The sequence below is a fragment of the Herbidospora sp. RD11066 genome (genome assembly GCF_054661255.1).
Map to the genome: position 1 here is coordinate 599,721 of NZ_BAAGDO010000002.1, position 24,608 is coordinate 624,328.

A 24,608-nucleotide genomic window follows, 5' to 3' on the forward strand; every position below is an offset into this window, starting at 1 on the left:
CGCTAGACGCCGAGCTCGTTGTCGATGAAGTCGAAGATGTCGTCGTCGCCCGCCGCGTCGATGCGGTCGGCGACCGAGATCTCCTCGGTGGTGTCCGCCGGGCGCAGCGCGGCGAGCAGGCCTTGGACCCGCGCCGTCACCCGGCTCCTGGCGGCGTCGTCCTGCAGGATCCCGGCCAGCGCCGATTCGACCTTCTCCAGCCCGGAGAAGGCGGCCAGGACGCTGTTCTCCTCGGCGGCGGATCCGCCCAGTTGCCTGCTGATGTGGGCGGCCAGCGCGCCGGGGGTGGGATGGTCGAACACGACGGCCGCACCGAGCCGCAGCCCGGTCGCCGTGCCGAGCCGGTTGCGCAGTTCGACGCCCGTCAGGGAGTCGACGCCGAGCTCGCGGAACGACCTGACCGCCTCCACGGCCTCGGCTCCGGGCAGCCCGAGCACGAGGGCGGCCTGGGTGAGCACCAGCTCCGCGACCGCCTTCTCCCGGTCGTCGGGCCCGAGGGCGGCCAGCCGTGCGGCGAAGCCGTTCTGCCCGGCGTCGGGCGAACCGGCCGCCCGTCGCGCCGGTCCGGACACCCGGGCCGCGATCAGCCCGGCGGCCACCGGCGGCAGTCCCTCGCCGTCGTGGGCGCGCAGGGCGGTGCGGTCGAGGCGGGCCGGGACCAGCAGGGCTCTGGACGACCCCCTCGCGGCGTCGAAGAGCGCGAGCCCGTCGCCGGCGGTCAGCGGGGCGAACCCCTGCCGGGCGAGGCGGCGGCGGTCGGCGTCCGAAAGGGTGCCGGCCATGCCGCCCGCGTCGAGTTCCCACGGTCCCCACGCGAGCGAGACGGCCGCCAGCCCGGCGCGCCGCCGCTGGGCGGCCAGGGCGTCGAGGGCCGTGTTCGCGGCGGCGTAGTTGCCCTGGCCCGGGTTGCCCCAGATTCCGGCGATGGACGAGAACAGCGCGAACAGGTCGAGATCCAGGCCGGCCGTGAGTTCGTGCAGATTCCGGGCACCGTCGACCTTCGGGCGCATGACCGTTGCGAGCGCCGACGGGGTCAGCGAGCCGATGACGGCGTCCTCCAGGACACCCGCGGCGTGGACGACACCTCGCAGCCCGTCGACGCCTCCGATCACGGCGGCGAGCCCCGGTCGATCGGCGGCGTCACCGGCGACGGCCCGGACCGTGACCCCCGACCCGGCCAGTTCGGCCGCCAGCCGGGCCGCGCCCGGAGCCGACGGGCCACGACGAGACAGCAGCACCAGAAGGTCAGCCGACAGGTGCCGGGCCATGAGGCCGCCCAGCGCGCCCGACGCGCCGGTGACCAGCACCGCGCCGCCCCGACGCGCGGACGGCATCGTGAGTACGACCTTGCCGACGTTGCGGGCCTGGCTGATGTGGCGGAACGCCTCCGGCGCCCGGCGCACGTCCCAGCAGGCCACCGGCGGCGGCTTCAGCACCCCTTGGGCGAACAGGCCGGACAGGGCCGCGAACATGTCCGCGATCAGGTCCGGCTCGCAGTCGAACAGGTCGAACGCCTGGTAGCTCAGGCCGTCGTGGTCGTGGGCGACCTGTTCCGGGTCGCGGACGTCGGTCTTGCCCATCTCCACGAACCGCCCGCCGGGACCGGCGGCCAGCCGCAGTGACGCGTCGACGAACTCCCCGGCGAGGGAGTCGAGGACGACGTCCACCAAGGGAAAGGCCGTTTCGAAGTCGAGGGTGCGCGACGACGCGACGTTCGTGGCGGGCAGCCCGAGGTCCCGGAGCACCGGCCACTTCGACGGGCTCGCCGTACCGAACACCTCGGCGCCCAGGTGGCGGGCGAGCTGCACGGCCGCGATGCCGACACCTCCGGCGGCGGCGTGGATCAGCACCGACTCGCCCCGGCGCAGCCCGGCCAGCACCACCAGCGCATACCAGGCGGTGAGGAAGACCACCGGGGCGGCGGCCGCCTCGGCCATCGTCCACCCGGCCGGGACCGGGACCACGCGGCGGGCGTCGGTGACCGCCTCCGGGCCGAAGGCGCCGGGGAACAGGCCCATCACGCGGTCGCCCTGTCGCAGGCCGGTCACTCCGGCGCCGACTTCCAGGACGATCCCGGCGCCCTCCAGGCCCATCGGGCCCGGGTCGCCCGGATACATCCCGAGCACGTTGAGCACGTCGCGGAAGTTCACCCCGGCCGCCCTGATGGCGACCCTGACCTCACCCGGGCCCGGCGGCCGGACCTCGGCGGGCACCAGGGTCAGGTGCTCCAGGGTGCCCCGGCCGGTGCAGTCGAGCCGCCAGTCCTCGGCGGTCGTCGTGAGGCCGGCGGTCGCACGGGCGAGCCGCGGCACCAGCGCCTGACCGGCTCGGACGGCGACCTGCGGTTCGTCCACGGCGAGGGCCGCGCCCAGGGCGGTCATCGGGTCGGTCTCCGACTCGAGGTCGACCAGGACGATCCGGCCGGGGTTCTCGGCGGCGGCGACCCGGCCGAGACCCCAGACGCCCGATCCCGCCAGGTCGACGGGCACCACTCCGGCGTCCACCGCCCGCCGGGTGACCAGCACCAGCCGTGCACCGGCCGGGTGGTCGGCGGCCAGCCACGACCGCACCTCCGCGAGGGCGTGCTCGGTCACCTCCTGGACCGAGCCGCCTTCGAACCCGCAGAGCACGACCGCGGTGTGCGCTTCGGCGTCCTGGTGGCGGTCGGCCACTCCCCGGGCGGGGACCCAGTCCAGTTCGAATAGCGCGTCTTGGACGAGTTGGGCGTCCTGCGCCGGGAGGGCGCGAAGGATCAGCGATCCGACGGAGGCGATGAGGCCACCGGTCTCGTCGGCCAGGGTCACCGAGACGCCCTCGCCCTCGGGTGCCAGCCGCACCCTCGCGGTGGTCGCGCCGGTCGAGTGCACCTCGACGTCGCTCCAGGCGAACGGGAGCATCGGCGCCGGGTTCTCCCGGCCCATCAGGTGCAGGGCGGCGTCGAGCAGGGCGGGGTGCAGACCGAATCCGGCGACGTTCACGCCGTCGGGCAGGGCGATCTCCGCGAAGAGCTCCTCGCCGCGTCGCCAGGCTTTTCTGACTCCCTGGAAGCGCGGTCCGTAGGTCAGGCCCGACTCGGCCAGGGCCGGGTAGAGGCCGGTCACGTCCTCCTCGGTCGCGTCCGGCGGCGGCCAGGCGGTCAATTCCTCGGCCGGGTTCGTCCCGGAGGTGAGGACGCCTTCGGCGTGGGTGGTCCAGGCGCCGGGGTCGTCCTCGCGGCGGGAGTGGATGGTGATCTCCCGGTCGCCGTCGGGGCCCGGGGCGGCCACGGTGACCTGGATCAGGACCGCGCCGTCGCGGGTGAGCTCCAGCGGTGTCTGAAGGACCAGTTCGGAGAGCAGGGTCAGGCCCGTCTCGTCACCGGCCCGGATCGCCATCTCGGCGAGCGCCGCGCCCGGCACCACGACCCTGCCCGCCACGACGTGGTCGGCCAGCCACGGCTGGGCGCTCAGCGACAGCCTGCCGGTCATGACCACGCCGCCGCCGGTGGACAGGTCGAGGGCGGCACCCAGCAGCGGGTGGTCGGAGGAGGCGAATCCCCGTCCGGTCGCGTCGGCCGGGGCCGGGGTGAGCCAGTAGGTCTGGCGGGTGAACGCGTGGGTGGGCAGCTCCACCCGGCGGGCGCCGGTGCCCTCGTAGATCCGGGTCCAGTCGACGACCCCGCCTCTGACGTGGACGCGGCCGACGGCGGAGACGACGGTGACCGCTTCGTCCCGTTTGCGGCGCAGGGCGGGGATCCAGGCTTCGTCGTCGGTGGGCCGGGGGTTCAGCGCGGACAGGACGCCGTCGGGGCCGATCTCGACGAACGTCCTGACGCCGCTCTGGCGCAGGGTCGTGACGGCGTCGGCGAACCTGACCGGTTCGCGGACCTGGCGGACCCAGTAGTCGGGGTCGAGGACCTCTCCGGTCACCGCGGCCCCGGTGAGGGTGGAGACGAGGGGGATGCGCGGGACCTCGTACGAGACCGAGTGGGTGACCTCGGCGAATTCGGCCAGCATCGGGTCCATCAGCGACGAGTGGAACGCGTGCGAGACCTTCAGGAGCCGTGTCTTGTCGAACCGCTCTTGCAGGGCCGCCACCGCCTCGGCGGGCCCGGAGACCACGACCGCATCCGGGCCGTTGACCGCCGCGATGTCCACACCTTCGGTCAGCGCTGCGCGGACCTCGTCTTCGCTCGCGCGGATCGAGAGCATCGCGCCACCTGAGGGCAGCGCCTGCATCAACCGGCCTCGGGCCGCCACCACGGCACAGGCGTCGGCCAGCGACCACACTCCGGCGACGTGGGCGGCGGCGAGTTCGCCGATCGAGTGCCCGGCGACGACGGCCGGGGTCACCTTCCACGACTCCAGCAGGCGGAACAGCGCGACCTCGATGGCGAACAGTCCCGCTTGGGCCCACATCGTCTGATTCATGACGTCGGGATCGGTGCCGTGGACGACTTGGGAGACGGATCCGTCGAGGTGCTCCTCCAGCCCCGCGCAGACCGCGTCGAAGGTCTCCGCGAACACGGGATAGGCCTGATGGAGGCCCCGGCCCATGCCGATCCGCTGCGCCCCCTGGCCGGTGAAGACGAAGCCGACCTTGCCGACGCCGCCTGCGATGCCGACCACGGCTCCCGTCGGGAGCGGCGTGGTCTCGTCAGCGAGCGACCCGGCGAGGCCCGTAAGGCCGGCCAGGAGTTCGGCGGAGTCGCCGCCGACGACAATGGCGCGGTGGGACAGCCCCGATCGGGTCGTCGCGAGGGACCACCCGATGTCCGCCGGATCCAGCTCGGGCCGGGCTGAGGCGAACTCGGCCACGCGAGCCGCCTGGGCGGCGAGACCGGACCGGCTGCGGGAGGAGACGAGCCAGGGAATGACCGGCATCCCGCTGCGGCCATCGGCGGTCGCGGAAGAGTTCGGGACCAGCAGGGCGCCGGGGCCGTCGTCAGGTGCGGGCGGGGCCTGTTCCAGGATGACGTGAGCGTTCGTACCGGAGAAACCGAAAGACGAGACGGCGGCGCGGCGCGGGCGGCCGGTGTCCGGCCAGTCCGTCGCCTCGGTCACGAGGCGGATCGCGCCCGAGTCCCACTCCACGTGGGAGGAGGGGGCGTCGACGTGCAGCGTCGCCGGGACCACGCCGTGGGCCATGGCCTGGACCATCTTGATGACCCCCGCCACGCCGGCCGCCGCCTGGGTGTGGCCGATGTTCGACTTCACCGAACCCAGCAGTACCGGGAGTTCCCGGTCCTGGCCGTAGGTGGCGAGCAGGGCCTGGGCCTCGATCGGGTCGCCCAGGCGGGTGCCGGTGCCGTGGCCTTCGACCACGTCGACGTCGCCCGCCGTCAGGCCCGCGTTGGCCAGGGCCGCCCGGATGACGCGCTGCTGAGAGGGTCCGTTGGGGGCGGTCAGGCCGTTGGAGGCGCCGTCCTGGTTCATCGCGCTGCCTCGCAGGACGGCCAGGATGCGGTGGCCGTTGCGGCGGGCGTCCGACAGCCGTTCCAGGACGAGGACGCCGACGCCCTCGCCCCAGCCGGTGCCGTCGGCGGCCTCGGCGTAGGCCTTGCAGCGGCCGTCTGCGGCCAGGCCGCGCTGGCGGGAGAACTCGACGAAGGTGCCGGGGGTGGCCATCACGGTCACGCCACCGGCCAGGGCCAGCGTGCACTCCCCCGACCGGAGCGCCTGCGCGGCCAGGTGCATCGCCACCAGGGACGACGAGCACGCCGTGTCGATGGTGACGGCGGGACCTTCCAGGCCGAGCGCGTAGGCGACGCGGCCCGAGGCGACACCGCCGGAGGTGCCGGTGCTGACGTAGCCCTCGACCTCGCCGGAGGTGCCGCCGCCGAGGCCGTAGTCGTGGTAGATCAGGCCGGTGAACACGCCGGTCTCGGTGCCGTGCAGCGATACCGGGTCGATGCCGGCGTCCTCCAGGGCCTCCCACGACGTCTCCAGGAGAAGGCGCTGCTGCGGGTCCATCGCGAGCGCCTCACGGGGCGAGATGCCGAAGAACTGCGCGTCGAAGTCGCCCGCGCCGTAAAGGAAGGCGCCTTCGGAGGCGTAGCTCCGCCCGCTCGCGTCCGGGTCGCGGTCGACCACGTTCGCCCACTGCGGGCCCCGGTCCTGCGGGAAGGCGGACACCGTGTCGGTCCCGTCGGCGAGCAGCCGCCAGAACTCCGCCGGGGACGCGACGCCGCCGGGGAAACGGCAGCCGATGCCCACGATGACCAGGTCGTCCTCGGCCGAGGAGACCCGGACGGGGAGGTCCGGCACGACGGCGGCGTCGCCGAGGAGTTCGGCCCGCAGGTGCGCGGCGAGCGAGGCCGGGGCCGGATAGTCGAACAGGAGCGTGGCCGGCAGTCGCAGCCCGGTGACGGTGTTGAGGCGGTTGCGCAGTTCCAGCGCGGTCAGCGAGTCGACGCCCAGGTCCTTGAACGTGTCGCCCGCGTGCACCGACTCGGCCCCGGGCAGGCCCAGGACCAGCGCGGCCTGAGCCAGGATCAGGTCGAGCAGGGCCGTCTCCCGCTCGGTCTCCGGCATCGCGGCCAGCAGTTCGGCCAGCGCGTTCCCGGTGGGGACGGCCACGCCCGCCTTGCGCCGGGACGCGCGCCGGACGATCGACGACAGCAGCGGGGTGACGTCGGCCGCCGTGGGGTCGAGATGGGCGGCGACCAGCAGGGACCGTCCGGCGGAACCGGCGGCGTCGAAGAGGGCGAGGCCCTCCTCACGGGTCAGCGGCAGGGTGCCGGAGCGGGCGAGCCGGTCCCAGTCGGCCTGGCCGAGCGCGGCGGTCATCCCGTCGCGCCAGGGGCCCCAGGCGAGGGAGACGGCGGGCAGTCCGTGGGCGCGGCGGTGGGCGGCCAGTGCGTCGAGGAAGGTGTTGGCCGCCGCGTAGCCGCCCTGGCCTGGATTGCCCTGGATTCCGGCGATGGACGAGAACAGGACGAACCGGTCGAGGTCGAGGTCCCGGGTCAGTTCGTGCAGGTGCCAGGCGCCATCGACCTTGGGGCGCAGGACCGCGTCCACGCGCTCGGGGGTCAGGGAGCCGAGCACTCCGTCGTCCAGGAACCCGGCCGCGTGGACGACCCCGCACAGATCCGGCGCCCCGGCGACGACGGCGGCCAGCCCGTCGCGGTCGGCGACGTCACCGGCCGTGATCCGCACGGCCGCACCCCGACCGGCCAGGTCGGCGGCCAGCGCGGCCGCGCCGGGCATCTGCGGGCCGCGCCGCGACAGCAGCACGAGCGACCCCGCGTCGCCACGGTCGGCGAGGTGCCGGGCGACCAGCGTGCCGAGCGCCCCGGGCGCGCCGGTGACCAGCACCGTCCCGGCCCGGTCGGGGGAAGGCATCGTCAGGACGACCTTGCCGACGTTGCGCGCCTGGCTGAGGTGCCGGAACGCCTCCGGCGCCCGGCGCACGTCCCAGCACGCCACCGGCGGCGGCTTCAGGACCCCTTGGGCGAACAGCTCCGACAGGACCGCGAACATGGCCGCGATCCGGTCGGGCGGGGTGTCGAACAGGTCGAACGCCTGATATTCCAGGCCGTCGTGGTCTCTGGCGACCTGCTCCGCGTCCCGGACGTCGGTCTTGCCCATCTCCACGAACCGCCCGCCGGGACCGGCGGCCAGCCGTAGGGAGGCGTCCACGAAAGGACCGGCCAGGGAGTCGAGCACCACGTCGACCCCGGCGCCGCCGGTCCCGGCCCGGAAGGCGTCTTCGAAGTCGAGCGTCCTGGACGACGCCACGTGCGTCTCCGGCAGCCCGAGCTCCCGCAGCACCGGCCACTTCGAGGGGCTGGCGGTGCCGAACACCTCGGCCCCCAGGTAGTGGGCGAGCTGCACGGCCGCGATCCCCACACCACCGGCGGCGGCGTGGATCAGCACGCTCTCACCGCTGCCGAGCCCGGCCAGGTCGACCAGCGCGTGGTAGGCGGTGAGGAAGACCACCGGGGCGGCGGCCGCCTCGGCCGGGCTCCAGCCCGCCGGCACGGGGGCCAGCAGCCGTGCGTCGGTGACCGCCACCGGGCCGAAGGCGCCGGTGAACAGGCCCATCACGTGGTCGCCCTGGCTCAGGCCGGTGACGCCGGGCCCGGTCTCCAGCACCGTCCCCGCGCCTTCGAGGCCCATGATCCCGGCGTCACCGGGATACATGCCGAGGACGTTCAGCACGTCGCGGAAGTTCACCCCGGCCGCGCGCAGCGCCACCCGCACCTGACCGGATTCGAGGGGCGCGCGCCCGCCGCCGTCCGGGATCAGGACCAGGTTGTCGAGCGTGCCCTGCCCGGTGAAGTCGAGCCGCCAGTCGTCGGAGCCCGCGGGCACCGGCAGGGCGTCGGCGGGTCGGCCGAGCCTGGGCAGCCGGACCTCCCCCTGGCGGACGGCGAACTCCGGCTCCCCGGTGGCCACTCCGGCGGCCAGGAGCGCCCGGACATTCGTCACCTCGTCGACGTCGGCCAAGAGGAGACGGCCCGGGTTCTCCGCCATCGCCACCCGGAGCAGTCCGTGCACGGTGGCCAGGGCGGGATCGGGCGCCACGCCCGGCCCGGCGTCGACGGCCCGCCGGGTGACGACCAGCAGCGGGGCCGACTCCGTGGCCAACCACTCCTGCACCCTGCCGAGGGTGGACGTGGCCAGCGCCCGCGCAGCGTCCGGGGTGTCCGCGCCCGGCGGGGCGTGCAGAACGGGCAACACGGACACGCCGGGCAGGTCGAGCGAGAGCTCTCCGTCGTCGGCCAGCACGGCCTCGACGGGGGCGGCGGGGATCCAGGCGACCTCGTACAGCGACTCCGTGTCGAAAGCCGTGTCGTCGCCGAACCCGGTCGCGGGCAGCGCCCGCAGCACCAGCGAGCGCACCGAGACGACCGGTGCGCCGCTCGGGTCGGCCACGGTGACCGACAGGCCGTCGCCCTCCTCGGCCGGGGCCAGCCGCACCCTGACCGTGTCGGCGTGGGTGGCGTGGACGACGACGTCGGTCCAGGCGAACGGGAGCAGCGGGCCGGATTCCGCGCCGTCGGGCAGGCCCTTCAGATGCAGGCAGGCGTCCAGAAGCGCGGGGTGGACGCCGTATCCGGCCACCGCCGTCCCCTCGTCGAGGGCGACCTCGGCGAAGACCTCGTCGCCACGCTTCCACGCCCTGCGGACGGCGCGGAACGCCGGACCGTAGTCGAGACCCGACTCGGCGAGGGCCGGGTAGAGGCCACGAAGGTCCTGTTCGGCCGCTCCGGCCGGGGGCCACGCGGTCAGGTCGACGTCCGAAGCCGAGGGTTCCGACGGGGCGAGGACGCCGGTGGCGTGCCGGGTCCAGCGGGCCTGTTCCTCCGGCTGGGAGTAGACGGCGAGAGCGCTGCGCCCGGTCTCGTCGGCCGCTTCGACGGTGATCTGGATCCGGGCGGGCAGGACGAGCGGCGTCTCGATGACGAGTTCGGCGAGGCGGGGCTGGCCCGTCTCGTCGCCCGCTCGGACGGCCATCTCGACCAGGGCCGCGCCGGGGACGACGACGCGTCCGGCGACAACGTGGTCGGCCAGCCACGGCTGGGACGTCGGCGACAGCCTGCCGGTCAGCGTCAGGCCGCCCGCGGCCATGGCGATACTCGCACCGAGCAGCGGGTGGGCGGCCCCGGCCTGGCCGAGCCCGGCCGCGTCGAGCCAATAGCGCTGGCGGGTGAAGGCGTGGGTGGGCAGGTCGGCCCGCCGGGCGCCGGGGTAGAAGCGGTCCCAGTCGACGGTCCCACCACGGGCGTGCAGCTGAGCCACCGCCGAGACCAGGGTGACGGCGTCGTGGCGGTCGCGGCGCAGGGTCGGGATCCACGCATCGTCTCCGCCCAGCGCGGTGAGCACTGCGTCGGGGCCGATCTCCACGAACGTCCGCACACCGCTTTCGCGCATCGTGGTGACGGCGTCGGCGAACCGGACCGGCTCACGCACCTGGCGGACCCAATAGTCGGGGTCGGTCACCTCGACAGGCAGGCCGGTCACCGTCGACACGAGTGGGATGCGGGGTGGTGCGTAGGAGACCGATGCGGTGACCTTGGCGTATTCGGCCAGCATCGGGTCCATCAAGGACGAGTGGAAGGCATGCGACACCTTCAGGAGCCGCGTCCTGTCGAACCGCTCTTGCAGGGCCTCCACCGCCTCAGCGGGTCCGGAGACCACCACGGCATCGGAGCCGTTGACCGCCGCGATATCCACGCCCTCGGTCAGAGCGGCGAGGACCTCCTCCTCGCTCGCCCGGATCGAGAGCATCGCGCCGCCGGTGGGCAGTGCCTGCATCAGGCGGCCTCGGGCGGCCACCACGGTGCAGGCGTCGGCAAGCGACCAGACTCCGGCGACGTGGGCGGCGGCGAGTTCGCCGATCGAGTGCCCGGCGACCATCGACGGGGTGACACCCCACGACTCCAGCAGGCGGAACAGCGCCACTTCGACGGCGAACAACCCGGCCTGCGCCCACATCGTCTGGTTCAGAACGTCAGGGTCCACGACGTCACTCACCGGCAGGTCCAGGCCCGCGCAGACCGCGTCGAACGCCTCCGCGAACACCGGATACGCGTCGTAGAGACCCTTGCCCATGCCGATCCGCTGCGCGCCCTGACCGGTGAACACGAACCCGACCTTGCCCAGTGAGCCCGCTCTGCCGGTCACCACTCCCGGCGGCAGGTCACCGGCCGCCAGCGCGGCCAGCCCGGAAAGCAGTTCCGCCCGGTCTGTGCCCACCACGACCGCGCGTTCGGGCAGTGCCGCTCGGGTCGTCGCCAGCGACCAGCCGACGTCGACCGGATCCGAGGCCATCATCTTGCCGAGGCGGGCCGCCTGGGCGGCGAGGCCCTCGGTGGTCTTCGCGGAGATCGGCCACAGGAGGACAGGGGCGGTGGCCGGGGGAACCGGGTCCTCGGCCGGGGCCTGCTCCAGGACGACATGCGCGTTCGTACCGGAGAAACCGAAGGAAGAGACCGCGGCCCGGCGCGGGCGGCCGGTCACCGGCCACGGTGTCGGCTCGGTCACCAGGCGGACCGCGCCGGCGTCCCAGTCCACGTGTCCGGACGGCTCGTCGACGTGCAGGGTGGCCGGGACGACGCCGTGCGCCATCGCCTGGACCATCTTGATGACACCCGCCACCCCGGCGGCAGCCTGGGTGTGGCCGATGTTCGACTTCACCGAACCGAGCAGCGCGGGGAACTCCCGGTTCTGGCCGTACGTCGCGATCAGCGCTTCGGCCTCGATCGGGTCGCCCAGGCGGGTGCCGGTGCCGTGGCCCTCGATCACGTCCACCTCCCCCGCCGTCAGGGCCGCGCTGGACAGGGCGGCGCGGATGACGCGCTGCTGCGACGGTCCGTTGGGGGCGGTCAGGCCGTTGGAGGCGCCGTCCTGGTTGACGGCCGTTCCGGCCACGACGGCGAGCACGCGGTGGCCGTGGCGGCGGGCGGCGGTCAGCCGTTCGACGACCAGGACGCCGACGCCCTCGCCCCAGCCGGTGCCGTCGGCCGATCCCGCGTAGGCCTTGCAGCGGCCGTCGGCGGCCAGGCCGCGCTGGCGGGCGAACTCCAGGAACGTGCCGGGCGTCGCCATCACGGTGACGCCCCCGGCCAGCGCGAGATCGCACTCCCCCGAACGCAGCGCCTGAACGGCCAGGTGCAGGGCCACCAGCGACGACGAACACGCCGTGTCCACCGTCATCGCGGGCCCTTCCAGCCCGAGGGCGTAGGCCACCCGGCCCGAGGCGACACCGCCGGAGATGCCGGTGCTGACGTACCCGTGGACCTCCTCGGGCAGCGCCGCGCCGGAGCCGTAGTCGTGGTAGATCAGCCCCGCGAACACGCCGGTCGCGCTGCCCTTGAGCGAACCCGGGTCGATGCCGGCGTCCTCCAGCGCCTCCCACGACGTCTCCAGCAGCAACCGCTGCTGGGGATCCATCGCCAGCGCCTCACGCGGCGAGATGCCGAAGAACGGCGCGTCGAAGTCGCCCGCGTCGTGCAGAAAGGCACCCGCTCTCGTGTACGGCTCCGCCTCGAAGACGCCCTCCCACGAAGGCCCGCGGTCCTCGGGGAAGGGCGACAGCGCGTCCGTACCGGTGGAGACCAGGTCCCAGAACTCGTCGGCCGACCCGATCCCGCCCGGGAACCGGCACCCGATCCCGACGATCACGATCGGGTCGTCGTCCGCGGCCTTGGTCGTGGTCGTCGCGGTGGCGGCGGGGGTCGCGCCGAGCAGGGTCGTACCGAGGAAGGCGGCCAGCAGGGCCGGGGTCGGATGGTCGAAGACGACACCGGCGGGCAGTCGCAGAGCGGTGACCGCGTTGAGGCGGTTGCGCAGTTCGACCGAGGTCAGCGAGTCGAGACCGAGGTCCTTGAACGATCGGGTCGCCTCCACCGCTTCGGGCCCGGACATGCCGAGGACCAGCGCGGCCTGCGTCCTGACCAGGTCGTGGACGGCTTCGGCGCGGTCGGCCTCCGGGAGCGCTGCCAGCCGGTCGGCGAACCCTCCTTGGGTCTGCGCGGGGCCGGCGGTGCGACGGGTGCGTACCGGGGCCGTCAGTCCCGAGAGGATCGAGGGAAGCGCCGGGCCGGAACGCAGGTCCAGCTTGGCGGTGACGAGCGTGGCCTGGCCGAGGGTCGCGGCGGCGTCCAGGAGACCGAGGCCGTCGGCTTCCGTGAGCGGGGCGAGGCCCTGGCGGGCCATGCGGAGCCAGTCGGTCTCGGTCAGGTTTCCGGCCATTCCGCCGGTCTGCCAGGGGCCCCACGCCAGGGCGGTCGCCGGGAGCCCGGCGCGGCGGCGGTGCGCGGCGAGGGCGTCGAGGAAGGTGTTGGCGGCGGCGTATCCGGCCTGGCCGGGGTTGCCCCAGAGGCCCGCGACGGACGAGAAGAGCACGAACCGGTCGAGGTCGAGGTGCCGCGTGAGCAGGTGCAGGTTCCACGCGCCGTCGACCTTGGGCCGCATGACGGCGTCGGCCCGGTCGGGGGTCAGCTCGTGAATGACGCCGTCGTCGAGGATTCCGGCGGCGTGGACGACTCCGCGCAGGTCAGGAACGCCATCGAGAACAGCGGCGAGCTGGTCGTGGTCGCTCACGTCGGCCGCGACCAGCCGCACGTTCGAACCGAGGGTGGCCAGATCGGCGGCCAGGGCTGCGGTTCCCGGGGCGTCCGGGCCGCGCCGGGAAAGCAGCAGCAGATCGCCGGGCGTGAGGTGGCGGGCGACCAGGCCGCCCAGGGCGCCGGAGACACCGGTCACCAGCGTGGTGCCGTGCGACCGCGCGGGGGCGGGCATCGTGAGGACGACCTTGCCGACGTTGCGGGCCTGGCTCAGGTGGCGGAACGCGTCGGGGGCTCGGCGCACGTCCCAGCAGGCGACCGGCGGCGGTGTGAGCACACCTTCGGCGAACAGGCCGGACAGTATGGCGAACATCCGCGCGATCTCGTCGGGGTCGAGTTCCAGCAGGTCGAAGGCCTGGTAGGCGAGACCGTCGTGGTCGCGGGCGACCTGCTCGGGGTCCCGGATGTCGGCCTTGCCGATCTCGATGAAGCGGCCTCGCGGGCCTGCCGCCAGCCGAAGCGAAGCGTCGACGAACTCTCCGGCGAGGGAGTCGAGGACGACGTCCACTCTTGGGAAGGCCGATGCGAAGTCGAGGGTGCGCGACGAGGCGACATGGGTCTCCGGCAGGCCGAGCGCCGACCACTTGGAGGGGCTGGCGGTGCCGAACACCTCGGCGCCCAGATGCCGGGCGATCTGCACGGCGGCGGACCCGACACCACCCGCGGCGGCGTGGATCAGGACGGATTCACCGGTACGCAGCCCGGCCAGACCGGCGAGAGCGTGCCAGGCGGTGAGGAAGACGACCGGCGTGGCCGCCGCCTCGGCGAGCGTCCACCCGGCCGGGACCGGCGCCAGCAGTCGCGCGTCGGTGACCACTTCCGGGCTGAAGGCGCCGGTGAACAGGCCCATCACGAGATCACCGGGCCGCAGGCCGGTGACATCGGGCCCGGTCTCCAGGACGACGCCCGCACCTTCCAGGCCGAGCGGTCCGGGGTCGCCGGGGTACATGCCGAGGACATTGAGCACGTCGCGGAAGTTCACTCCGGCGGCACGCAGACCCACCCTGACCTCGCCCGACGCCAGCGGCCGGTCACCGGTGGGTTGGAGAACGAGGTCGTCGAACGTGCCGCGCCGGGCGCACTCCAGCCGCCAGCCACCCGCCGGGACGGCCAGTCCGGTGTGGACGCGGGTCAGGCGCGGCACCAGGAGCGCGTTCCCGCGCACGGCGACCTGAGGCTCGCCCGCCGACACGGCGGTGACCAGTGCTTCCGGGTCGTCGAGATCGGCGAGGACGATGCGGCCCGGGTGCTCCGACTGGGCGACCCGGACCAGGCCCCACACCCCGGCGGCGGTGACGTCGACCTCGACGTCACCTGCGTCCACGGCTCTCTCGGTCAGCACCGTCAACCGGGCCTCGGCGAGTTCCTCGGCGAGGAGGAACTCGCGCACCACCCGCAGGGCGTCCAGAGCCGTCTCACGTGTGCGGGCGGCCACGTCGTCATGAGGCAGGGCGCCAGGGCGGAACACCACGGTGCCGGGGACGGGCGCGCCCGCGTCGATCGCGGCCACCAGCTCCGCCACGTCGGCGTATTCGGCGCCCAGCGTGACCCGGTGGCCCATGTCCACGGAGCCGGTGCCGGTGATGGGGACCCAGTCCAGTTCGTACAGGTCCTGCTTCGTGCCGGAATCCGGGAGGGGGCGCAGGACCAGGGACGCGACGGTGGCGATCAGGCCACCGCTCTCGTCGGCCAGGGTCAGGGACACGCCTTCGCCGGTGGCGGAGGGCGCGATCGCGGCGCGGGCGGTGGTCGCGCCGGTGGCGTGGACGACGGCGTCCGTCCAGGCGAACGGCAGCAGCGGCCCTTCCTGGGCGTCCGCGGCGGTCAGGTGCAGGGCGGCGTCGAGCAGGGCGGGGTGGAGACCGAACCCCGTGACGTCGGCGCCCTCGTCGAGCCCGACCTCGACGAAGAGCTCCTCGCCGCGCCGCCAGGCCCGGCGGACCCCCTGGAAGGCGGGGCCGTAGGGCAGGCCGGTGCGGGCCAGCGCCGGGTAGAGATCGGCGAGATCCTCGGCGACCGCGCCGGGGGGCGGCCAGGGCAGCAGGGCGGCGTCTTCCCGTGCGGGTGCGTTCGCTGGGGCCAGGACGCCGGTGGCGTGGGTGGTCCAGGGGCCGGTGCCGTCGTCTCGGCGGGAGTGGACGGCCAGGTCCCTGGCGCCGTGCTCGTCGGGGTCGCCGACCGTGATCCGGACCTGGAGGCCCCGGGTGACGGGCAGTTCCATCGGCGCCTGGATGATCATTTCGGCCAGGCGTTCGCAGCCGGTCTCGTCCCCGGCCCGGATCACCATCTCGACCAGAGCGGCTCCCGGAACGACGACGCGATCGGCCACGACGTGGTCGGCCAGCCACGGCTGGGCGGCTACGGACAACCTCCCGGTGAGCACCAGGCCACCGCTCGCGGGCAGCTCGACCACGGTGCCGAGCAGCGGATGCCCCGACGCCGTCAGGCCGGTGGCCGGAGGGGTCAGCCAGTAGCGCTGCCGGGAGAAGGCGTAGGTGGGCAGGTCCACCCGCTTGGGCGCGGTGCCCGCGAAGAAGCGCGACCAGTCGACGTCGAGCCCGGACACCGCCGACACGAGGGTGCGCACCTCGTCGTGGTCCCGGCGCAGCACCGGGATCCACGTGTCATCGCCGCCCAGCGCGGTGAGGACCGCGTCGGGGCCGATCTCGACGAAGGTGCGCACGCCGTTCTCGCGCATCGTGGTGACGGCGTCGGCGAACCTGACCGGTTCGCGGACCTGGCGGACCCAGTAGTCGGGGTCGGTCGCCTCGACGGGTGAGCCCGTCACCGTCGATACCAGCGGGATGCGGGGTGGTGCGTAGGAGACCGAGGCGGTGACCTGGGCGTATTCGGCCAGCATCGGGTCCATCAAGGACGAGTGGAAGGCATGCGACACCCGCAGAAGCCGCGAGTTCTCGAACCTGGCCCTGATGCGCTCCACTGCTTCGGCGGGTCCCGAGACCACCACGGCATCGGGGCCGTTGACCGCCGCGATGTCCAGGCCCTCGGTCAGCGCTGCGCGGACCGCGTCTTCGCCGGCCCGGATCGAGAGCATCGCGCCGCCGGTGGGAAGCGCCTGCATCAGGCGACCCCGGGCCGCCACCACCGTGCAGGCGTCTTCGAGTGACCAGACCCCGGCGACATGGGCGGCGGCCAGTTCACCGATCGAGTGACCGGCGACCATCGACGGGGTCACGCCCCACGATTCCAGGAGACGGAACAGCGCGACCTCGATGGCGAACAGCCCGGCCTGCGCCCACATCGTCTGATTCAGAACGTCCGGGTCAGTGCCGTGGACGACCTCACGCACCGGCTGGTCAAAGCCTGCGCAGACCGCGTCGAACGCCTCCGCGAACACCGGATACGCCTCATAGAGACCCCGGCCCATCCCGATCCGCTGCGCGCCCTGGCCGGTGAAAACGAAGCCGACCTTGCCTGCCGAGGCGATGCTCGCCGTCGTCGTGACGGCCAGACCCGCGAGGAGTTCGTCCCGGTCTGCGCCCACTACGACGGCCCGCTCGGTCAGCCCGGTCCGGGCCGTCGCCAGCGTCCAGCCCACGTCGACGGGATCCAGCTGCGGCCTGGCCAGCAGATACTCCCGCAGCCTCCGCGCCTGGTCCCCGATCCCGGCCGCGTCACGCGCCGCCAGAATCCACGGCACCAACGGCGGCCGCCGCTCCGAAACCCCGCCGGAAACGGCACCGTGGGGCACCGCACCATCGGGGACGACGCCACACGGCACATCACTATCGGAAGGGGCGCCGTCAGGGACGGCACTGTTGGGCACGGCACTGTTGGGCACGGCACTGTTGGGCACGGCACCGTCAGCGACGCCGTCACTCGGCACATCACCGTCGGAAACGAGGCCGCTCGGCGTGGTGCCGTCTGGCACGGCGCCTTCGGGGGCCTGTTCCAGGATGATGTGGGCGTTCGTGCCGCTGATGCCGAAAGCCGACACTCCGGCCCGGCGGGGGCGGTTGCGGTCGGGCCAGGTGGTCGGTTCGGTCAGGAGGCGTACGGTGCCCGGGGACCAGTCCACGTGGGGGGACGGTGTGTCGGCGTGGAGGGTGCGGGGCAGGCGGGCGTGGCGCAGGGCGAGGACCATCTTGATGATCCCGGCCGCTCCGGCCGCCCACTGGGTGTGGCCGATGTTCGACTTCACCGTGCCGAGCAGCAGGGGGCTTTCGGGGTCGCGGTTCCGGCCGTAGGTGGCGAGCAGGGCCTGGGCCTCGATGGGGTCGCCGAGCATCGTCCCGGTGCCGTGGGCCTCGACCGCGTCGACGTCGTCGGGTCCGAGCCGGGCGCCGGTCAGAGCCGCCCGGATGACCCGCTGCTGGGCCGGGCCGTTGGGCGCGGTCAGGCCGTTGGAGGCGCCGTCTTGGTTGACGGCACTCCCGGCCACGACGGCCAGCACGGGGTGGCCGTTCCTGCGGGCGTCGGACAGGCGTTCGAGCAGGATGACGCCCGCGCCCTCGGCCATGCCCATGCCGTCGGCGTCGGCCGAGAAGGCCTTGCAGCGGCCGTCCGAGGAGAGGCCGTCCTGCCGGGTGAACCAGGTCAGCCACGACGGGGTGGCGTGCACGGTCACGCCGCCCGCGAGCGCCAGCCCGCACTCCCCCGACCGGAGCGCCTGGACCGCCAGGTGCAGCGCCACCAGGGACGACGAGCACGCCGTGTCGACGGTGACCGCCGGTCCCTCGAAGCCGAAAGTGTAGGAGACCCGGCCGGACAGCACGCTCGTGGCGCCGCCGGTGCGCAGGTGTCCTTCCAGCTCCACCGGGCCGCCGTCGCCGTAACCGGAGGAGGCGGCGCCGACGAAGACGCCCGTGGCCGAGCCGCGCAGTCCGGGGATGTCGGCACCGGCGCGCTCCAGGGCCTCCCAGGAGACCTCCAGCAGGAGCCGCTGCTGCGGGTCCATCGCCAGCGCCTCACGCGGGCTGATCCCGAAGAAGGCGGGGTCGAATCCCGCGGCGTCGGACAGGTAGCCGCCGCGTCGCGCCCGGCGGAACTCGGGGTCGTCGAGGTCCCAGCCCCGATCGGCGGGGGCGTCGCCGATCGCGTCGCCGCCCGCTTCGAGCAGCTCCCACAGACTCTCCGGGTCGTGGACGCCCCCGGGGAACCGGCAGCTCATGGCCACGATCGCGATCGGCTCGCCATCGTGGGAACCGGCGGCGGAGACGACCGGTGCCTCGGCGGCGCCGAGCAGTGTGGCCCGGACGAACGCGGTCAGGGCGGCCGGGGTGGGATGGTCGAAGGTCAGCGTGGTCGGCAGCGCCAGCCCGGTGGCGACGGTGAGCCGGGTGCGCAGCTCCACCCCCGCCGCCGAGTCGAATCCGGCGTCCTTGAACGTGCGGGTGGGGTGCACCGCCTCGGGCGTGGGCTGCCCGAGCACGGCGGCGGCGTGCGCGCGGATCAGGTCGAGCACGACCTGGGTCTGTTCGGCGGCCGGAAGCCCGGCGATCCGCTCTCGCAGCCCGGTGGCGGCTGGTCCCTCGTCGAGCGGTGCCACGGCGGCGGCGTGAGGGGCGAGACCGGCGTCGAGCCAGAAGCGCCGGTGCTCGAAGGCGTAGGTGGGCAGGTCCACCGTGCGGGCCACCGGCAGCACCGCCGACCAGTCGACCGGGACACCCCGGACATACGCCTCGGCCAGCGAGGCGAGCACCCGATCCTGACCACCGGCGTCCCGGCGCAGTGTCCCGATGACGACCGGCGCCGGACGCAGCGGATCACCCACGGAACCGGGCACGGCCCCGGACGACGGGCCGACAGCGCCCGTCTCGGCTCGGCGGCGGGCATGGTCCAACGTGGTGTTGATCGCCCCGGTCAGCACCGGGTGCGGGGAGATCTCGATGAAGACGTCGTGGCCGGTGCGGCCGAGGGTCTCGACGGCCTCGGCGAAGCGCACCGGGCGGCGGAGGTTCTCGTACCAGTAGGCGGCGCCGGCCGTGGTGCCGTCCAGGAGATCGGCGGTGACCGAGGAGAACATCGCGATCGGGCCCGCGGCGGGGGTGAGGTCGGCGAGGGCGGTGAGGAGGTCGTCGCGGAGGTCGTCGACCTGCGGGCTGTGGGAGGCGTAGTCGACGGGGACCGCCTTGGTCCGGACGCCGTCGCGCGCGCACTCGGCGGCGATCAGCTCCAGGGCCGCCGGGTCGCCGGTGACCACGGTCGCGTCGGGGCTGTTCACGACGCCGACCGTGACCTGGTCCCCATAGGGCGTCAGGCGGGCGTCGACCGCCGAGGCCGGTTCGGCGATCGACAGCATGCCGCCGCGTCCCGCCAGCGCTCGGACGGCGCGGCTGCGCACGGCGGTCGCCTTGGCCGCGTCCTCAAGTGACAGGACACCGGCCACGCACGCCGCCGCGAGTTCGCCCTGGCTGTGGCCGACCACCGTGTCCGGCACCACGCCGGCCGCCTGCCAGACGGCGGCCAGGGAGACCATGACCGCCCACAACACCGGCTGCACCACGTCGTCGCGGTCGAGCGGGGAAGCGTCGGCCAGGACGTCGGACAGCGTCCAGTCGACGTGGGGAGCCAGTGCCCGCTCGCACTCGGCCAGCCGGGCGGCGAAGACGGGTGACGTTTCGGCCAGCTCGCGGCCCATGCCGAGCCACTGCGAGCCCTGGCCGGGGAAGACGAACGCCACCCGGCCCGGCCGCGTGACCTCTCCCACGACGACCGAGGCCGACGGGTGGCCGGCGGCGAGGGCGTCCAGGCCCGCTGTGAGCTCTTCCGACCCGGTGCCGACCACCACCGCGCGATGGTCGAAAGCGGTCCGGGTGGTGGCCAGTGACCAGGCGACGTGGGCCGGATCGACGGACGCGGGCACGCCCGATTCGGCCAGGCGCGCGGCCTGCGCGCGGAGGGCGGTGGCGGAACGCGCCGAGACCGGCCACGCCACGGGGCCCTCGGTGGGGACGGCGATGTCAGGTCGTACGGGAACAGGAGCCTGTTCAAGGACGGCGTGGGCGTTGGTGCCGCTGATCCCGAACGACGAGACCCCGGCCCGGCGGACCCGGCCGGTCTCGGGCCAGGGACGGGTCTCGGTGAGCAGCCGCAGCTCAGAGGAGAGGTGCGCGAGGGGGGCGCCGACGTTGAGGGAGGCCGGGAGCACGCCGTGCCGCAGGGCCATCACCGTCTTGATGAACCCGGCCACTCCGGCCGCCGCCTGGGTGTGGCCGATGTTCGACTTCAGCGAACCGACGAACAGCGGATGCTCCCGCCCGAGCCCGTAGGCGGCGGCGAGCGCGCGGGCCTCGGTGCGGTCGCCGAGCGGGGTGCCGGTGCCGTGGGCCTCGACGGCGTCGACGTCGATGGCGGTCAGCCCGGCGGCGGTGAGGGCCTGGGCGATGACGGCGGCCTGGGCCTCGGCGTTCGGCGCGGTGAGTCCGTCACCGGCGCCGTCGGAGTTGATCGCGGTGCCGCGCACGAGGGCGAGCACGCGATGGCCGTTGCGCAGGGCGTCGGAGAGGCGTTCCAGGACGACGACGCCGACACCCTCCGACCAGACGGTGCCGTCGGCGTCGGCGGAGAAAGGTTTGCAGCGGCCATCGGGGGCCAGCACGCCCAGGGCGCCGAGCGCGATGAAGTTCGCCGGGGTGGACATCACGGACACCCCACCGGCCAGCGCCAGGGAGCACTCGCCGTTGCGGAGCGACTGGGCGGCCAGGTGCAGCGCGACGAGCGACCCGGAGGCGGAGGTGTCGACGGTGAGGGCGGGACCGCGCAGCCCGAGCGAGTAGGCGACGCGCCCGGACAGCACGCTGGTCGCGGTGCCGGTGAACAGGTGGCCCTCGACGCCCTCCGGCGCCTCGGACAGGCGCGGGCCGTATTCGCGCGGCTCGCCCCCGACGAAGACCCCGGTCCTGCTCCCCCGCAGGGTCAGCGGGTCGAGACCCGACCGTTCGACGGCCTCCCAGGCGACCTCCAGGAGCACCCGCTGCTGCGGGTCCATCGCCTGGGCCTCGCGCGGGCCGATGCCGAAGAAGCCCGGGTCGAAGCCCGCGACGTCGTCGAGGAAGCCGCCCCGGTCGTGGCGCAGGGACGGTAGGTCCCAGCCCCGGTCGCGGGGGAACGGCGAGAGGACCTCGCGCCCGGTGACGGCGACCTGCCACAGGTCCTCCGGCGAACGGACGCCGCCGGGGTAACGGCAGCTCATGCCGACGACGGCCAGGGGATCGTACTCGCTCATGTGTGCTCCACAGTCCGTGCCGAAGGGGCCGGTTTCAGATGGTCAGATCGGGAGAGACGAGCCGCATCGTGGTGGGCCCCTCCCGGCGCGCGGTGACCAGGTGCAGGCACTGGACGTCGCTCTCGCCCCCGCCGATCCCGGCGAGGCAGTCGCACGGGTCCTGGGTGAAGCCGGCGAACCGGTAGGCGATCTCCATCATCCGGTTGCGGTCGGTGGGCCTGAAGTCGGCGGCCAGATGGACGCCGGCCTGGGCGGCCTGGTCGACCAGCCAGTTCAGCAGCACCGTCCCGGCGCCGAAGGTGACCACCCGGCAGGAGGTGGCGAGCAGCTTGAGGTGCCAGACAGCGGGGTGACGCTCCAGCAGCAGGACGCCGACCGCGCCGTGCGGGCCGAACCGGTCGGTGAGGGTGATGGTGAGGACCTCGTGGGCGGGGTCGGCCAGCAGTCCGCGCAGCGTCGCGTCGGAGTAGTGCACGCCGGTGGCGTTCATCTGGCTGGTGCGCAGCGTGAGTTCCTCGACGCGGGACAGATCCTCGTGGTCGGCCCGGCCGATCTCCATGACCAGGTCGAGGGAGCGCAGGAAGTCCTCGTCGGGGCCGTCGAAGGAGTCCTTCTCCTCGGTGCGCAGCGCGTTGGCCTTGTACATCTCGCGGCGGCGGCGGGCGTCGACGGTGACGACCTCCGGGCTGAACTCGGGCCGGTCGACGAGGGAGAGCACGTCCGCGTCGGTGTAACAGCGCACGTCAGGGGCGTGGTAGGTGACCTCGGCCCGCTCGGTCGGGGTGTCGTCGACGAAGGCGATCGTGTTCAGCGCGAACTGGAGGTCCTGCGCGATCCCCATCACGGCGTCGGACTTGCGGCCCCAGCTGATGCGCGGGACGAGGAAGTAGTCGGCGACGCCGAGTTCCTCCAGCCGCTTCCAGGCCATGTCGTGGTCGTTCTTGCTGGCGATCGACTGGAGGATGCCCCGCGAGTCGAGTTCGACGATGACGGCGCGCACCTCGTCGGACAGGTGGACGTCCGTGTCCTCCAGCAGGGTGCCCTGCCAGAGGGTGTTGTCGAGGTCCCAGACCAGGCATTTGACGAGGGTCATGACCGGGTTCCCTGTGGTTGGGAGAGGGCGTGGCCGGCCAGGATGAGCTGGCTGATCTCGTTGCTGCCCTCGATGATCTCCATGAGCTTGGCGTCGCGGTAGGCGCGGGCGACGACGTGCCCGTCCGTCGCCCCGGCCGAGCCGAGGACCTGGACGGCGGCGGCGGCGCCGTCTGCGGCCTGCCGGGCGCTGACGTGCTTGGCCAGCACGGTGGCGATCCCCATGTCCGGGGAGAACGACTGCCAGGCCGCGCTGGCGTGCTCGCACACGCGGGTCGCGATCTGCTCCGACACGAGGAGCTCGGCGAGGTGGCGGGCGACGAGCTGGTGCTCGCCGATCGGCTTGCCGAACTGCTCACGCTCCCTGGCGTGGTCGGTGGCCGCCTTCAGGCAGGCCCGGACGATCCCCGTACACCCCCAGGCGACCGAGATCCGGCCGTAGGACAGGGCGGTGGTGAACAGCATCGAGAGGTCCTGGCCACCCCCGCCGAGCAGGTGGTCGGCCGGGAGCCTGACCTCGTCCAGCCGCACGTGCCAGTGCCCGGCGGCGCGGCAGCCGAGCACGGGGGTGGCGATCGGCACCAGTTCGACGCCGGGGGCGGTCACCGGGACGGCGACGACGCCGCCCGCGTCCCCCATGCGGCCGAGGATCATGATGTGGTCGGCGTACCGGGCGCCGGTCACCCACTTCTTCTCACCGGTGACGACCACACCGTCGCCCTCGCGCCGGATCCGGGTCCGCATCGCGGCCAGGTCGCTGCCGGCGGCGGGCTCGCTGAAGCCCACGGCGGCCAGGCGGCCGCTGGTGAACTCCTCCAGGTAGTCGCGCCGCTGGTTCCGGTCGCCGAAGCGGGACACCATCCAGGCGGCCATCCCGTGCGAGGTCATGATGCTGCGGGTGGAGCTGCACAGGCTGCCGACGTGGGCGGTCAGCTCGCCGCTGCGCAGGCTGTCGAGGCCGAGACCTCCGAACGAGGCGGGCACCTCCGCGCACAGCAGGCCCAGCGCGCCGAGCTTGCGCAGCAGCTCGATCGGCAGCTCACCGGACAGGTCCCACTCTTCGGCCTGGTCGCCGATGAGGTCGCCGACCAGGTCGCGCTCGTCGATCAGGGTGGCCGTGTCAAGCATCGCCGGTCCCCCCGTCCTGCGACAGGCGCAGGACCAGCGCGGCCATCACCTGGGCGGTGCGGAAGTTGTCGATCTTCAGCTCGGGTCCGATGATCGCGACGTCGTAGGTCGACTCGAGGTGGACGACCAGCTGCATGGCGAACATCGAGGAGACCAGGCCGGAGGCGAAGACGTCGTCGCCTGGCCCGACCTCGGTCTTGGTCTTCTCCGAGAGGTAGGCGGTCAGCTCGCGCTCCAGGGCGGCGGCCGTCAGGGTGGTGGTCTGGTCGGTCATGAGGCCACTTCCGCGTAGTCGTAGAAACCCTGGCCGGACTTGCGGCCGAACTTTCCGGCGCGGACCAGGTCGAGCAGGAGGTCACAGGGCTTCGAACCGGGGTCGCCGGTCCGGGCGTGCAGCACGTGGAGCGAGTCGACGAGGTTGTCCAGGCCGATGAGGTCGGCCGTGCGCAGCGGACCGGTCGAGTGGCCGAGGCAGCCTTCGAGCAGGCCGTCGACGACCTCGACCGGGGCGACGCCGTCCTGCACCAGCCGGGCCGCGCTGTTGATCAGCGGGTGCAGCACCCGGTTGATCACGAACCCCGGGGCGTCGTTCACGACCAGGCAGGTGCGGCCGAGGACACCGAGGAAGTCGGTGACCGCCGTCATGGCCGCCTCGCCCGTGCGCGGGCCGCGGATCACCTCGACCATCTCGATCATGTACGCGGGGTTCATGAAGTGCACCCCGACGAGCTCCTCGGGCCGGGCCACCGACGACGCCATCTCGTCGATCGGGATGCACGAGGTGTTCGAGATCAGCAGCGTCCCGGGACGGACGATCCCCGAGACCTCGGCGAGCACCTTGGCCTTGGTCTCCGGGATCTCGACGACGGCCTCGACCACGGTCGTGGCGTCGGCCGCGTCCATGAGGGAGACGCTCGTGGTCAGCTTCGCCGCGCGGCGCCCGGCCGGGAGCCTGCCCATCAGCTGGGCGTGCCGCAGCTTGAAGGCGATCGTCTCGGCCGCCTTGGCCAGCACCTCCTCGCTGACGTCGACGAGCACGACGGGGACCCCGTGGCCGAGGGCCAGCGCGGTGATGTTGGTGCCCATCACCCCGCCGCCCACGACGGCCAGGCGGTGGTCGTGTGGATGGGGGCTCATGTACGACTC

The 24,608-nt window shown here is 73.6% G+C and carries 5 protein-coding genes; all 5 read right to left on the reverse strand.

The features are described from left to right. Positions 1-2: 2 nt before the first annotated feature. The 5 genes from ACYQ78_RS09215 to ACYQ78_RS09235 are packed head-to-tail and all read right to left on the reverse strand — an operon-like array spanning position 3 to position 24,599. Positions 3-21,242 (reverse strand): SDR family NAD(P)-dependent oxidoreductase, encoded by a 21,240-nt coding sequence (locus ACYQ78_RS09215; RefSeq protein WP_459800316.1) that lies wholly within the window; start codon positions 21,240-21,242, stop codon positions 3-5. A gap of 34 nt (positions 21,243-21,276) precedes the next feature. After that, on the reverse strand, positions 21,277-22,335 hold the full coding sequence (locus ACYQ78_RS09220) for an HAD-IIIC family phosphatase (protein ID WP_459800317.1): 1,059 nt from the start codon (positions 22,333-22,335) through the stop codon (positions 21,277-21,279). Beyond that, positions 22,332-23,462 carry an acyl-CoA dehydrogenase family protein gene (locus ACYQ78_RS09225; RefSeq protein ID WP_459800318.1) on the reverse strand — a complete coding sequence of 377 codons (1,131 nt, stop codon included), beginning with the start codon at positions 23,460-23,462 and terminating at the stop codon, positions 22,332-22,334. The genes ACYQ78_RS09220 and ACYQ78_RS09225 overlap by 4 nt, the downstream gene beginning before the upstream one ends. Beyond that, complete coding sequence (locus ACYQ78_RS09230) at positions 23,455-23,736, reverse strand: acyl carrier protein (protein WP_459800319.1); 282 nt, start codon at positions 23,734-23,736, stop codon at positions 23,455-23,457. Before ACYQ78_RS09230 ends, ACYQ78_RS09225 begins: the two co-directional genes overlap by 8 nt. After that, a complete protein-coding gene (locus ACYQ78_RS09235; RefSeq protein WP_459800320.1) occupies positions 23,733-24,599 on the reverse strand; it encodes a 3-hydroxyacyl-CoA dehydrogenase family protein in 867 nt (288 codons plus the stop codon). Before ACYQ78_RS09235 ends, ACYQ78_RS09230 begins: the two co-directional genes overlap by 4 nt. Positions 24,600-24,608 lie beyond the last annotated feature (9 nt).